The organism is Bacillus cereus group sp. MYBK195-1, from assembly GCF_051916605.1.
Lineage (GTDB): Bacteria > Bacillota > Bacilli > Bacillales > Bacillaceae_G > Bacillus_A > Bacillus_A cereus.
The window spans coordinates 1-1,614 of sequence record NZ_JBQAGZ010000024.1; the positions used below are offsets into that span (position 1 = coordinate 1).

A 1,614-nucleotide genomic window follows, 5' to 3' on the forward strand; every position below is an offset into this window, starting at 1 on the left:
GTATGTTCTTTGAAAACTAGATAACAGTGTAGCTCATATTTTTTAATTTTAGTTTGGTTAAGTTAGAAAGGGCGCACGGTGGATGCCTTGACACTAGGAGTCGATGAAGGACGGGACTAACGCCGATATGCTTCGGGGAGCTGTAAGTAAGCTTTGATCCGAAGATTTCCGAATGGGGAAACCCACCATACGTAATGGTATGGTATCCTTATCTGAATACATAGGGTAAGGAAGACAGACCCAGGGAACTGAAACATCTAAGTACCTGGAGGAAGAGAAAGCAAATGCGATTTCCTGAGTAGCGGCGAGCGAAACGGAACATAGCCCAAACCAAGAGGCTTGCCTCTTGGGGTTGTAGGACATTCTATACGGAGTTACAAAGGAACGAGGTAGACGAAGCGACCTGGAAAGGTCCGTCGTAGAGGGTAACAACCCCGTAGTCGAAACTTCGTTCTCTCTTGAATGTATCCTGAGTACGGCGGAACACGTGAAATTCCGTCGGAATCTGGGAGGACCATCTCCCAAGGCTAAATACTCCCTAGTGATCGATAGTGAACCAGTACCGTGAGGGAAAGGTGAAAAGCACCCCGGAAGGGGAGTGAAAGAGATCCTGAAACCGTGTGCCTACAAATAGTCAGAGCCCGTTAACGGGTGATGGCGTGCCTTTTGTAGAATGAACCGGCGAGTTACGATCCCGTGCGAGGTTAAGCTGAAGAGGCGGAGCCGCAGCGAAAGCGAGTCTGAATAGGGCGTTTAGTACGTGGTCGTAGACCCGAAACCAGGTGATCTACCCATGTCCAGGGTGAAGTTCAGGTAACACTGAATGGAGGCCCGAACCCACGCACGTTGAAAAGTGCGGGGATGAGGTGTGGGTAGCGGAGAAATTCCAATCGAACCTGGAGATAGCTGGTTCTCCCCGAAATAGCTTTAGGGCTAGCCTTAAGTGTAAGAGTCTTGGAGGTAGAGCACTGATTGGACTAGGGGTCCTCATCGGATTACCGAATTCAGTCAAACTCCGAATGCCAATGACTTATCCTTAGGAGTCAGACTGCGAGTGATAAGATCCGTAGTCAAAAGGGAAACAGCCCAGACCGCCAGCTAAGGTCCCAAAGTGTGTATTAAGTGGAAAAGGATGTGGAGTTGCTTAGACAACTAGGATGTTGGCTTAGAAGCAGCCACCATTTAAAGAGTGCGTAATAGCTCACTAGTCGAGTGACTCTGCGCCGAAAATGTACCGGGGCTAAATACACCACCGAAGCTGCGGATTGATACCGAATGGTATCAGTGGTAGGGGAGCGTTCTAAGGACAGTGAAGTCAGACCGTAAGGACTGGTGGAGTGCTTAGAAGTGAGAATGCCGGTATGAGTAGCGAAAGACGGGTGAGAATCCCGTCCACCGAATGCCTAAGGTTTCCTGAGGAAGGCTCGTCCGCTCAGGGTTAGTCAGGACCTAAGCCGAGGCCGACAGGCGTAGGCGATGGACAACAGGTTGATATTCCTGTACCACCTCTTTATCGTTTGAGCAATGGAGGGACGCAGAAGGATAGAAGAAGCGTGCGATTGGTTGTGCACGTCCAAGCAGTTAGGCTGATAAGTAGGCAAATCCGCTTATCGT

1 rRNA gene is annotated in these 1,614 nt (G+C 49.8%); it reads left to right on the forward strand.

Annotation, left to right across the window (positions count from 1 at the left end):
* Positions 1-55: 55 nt before the first annotated feature.
* Positions 56-1,614, forward strand: a 23S ribosomal RNA gene (locus tag ACTFRY_RS29645); the annotation flags it as partial.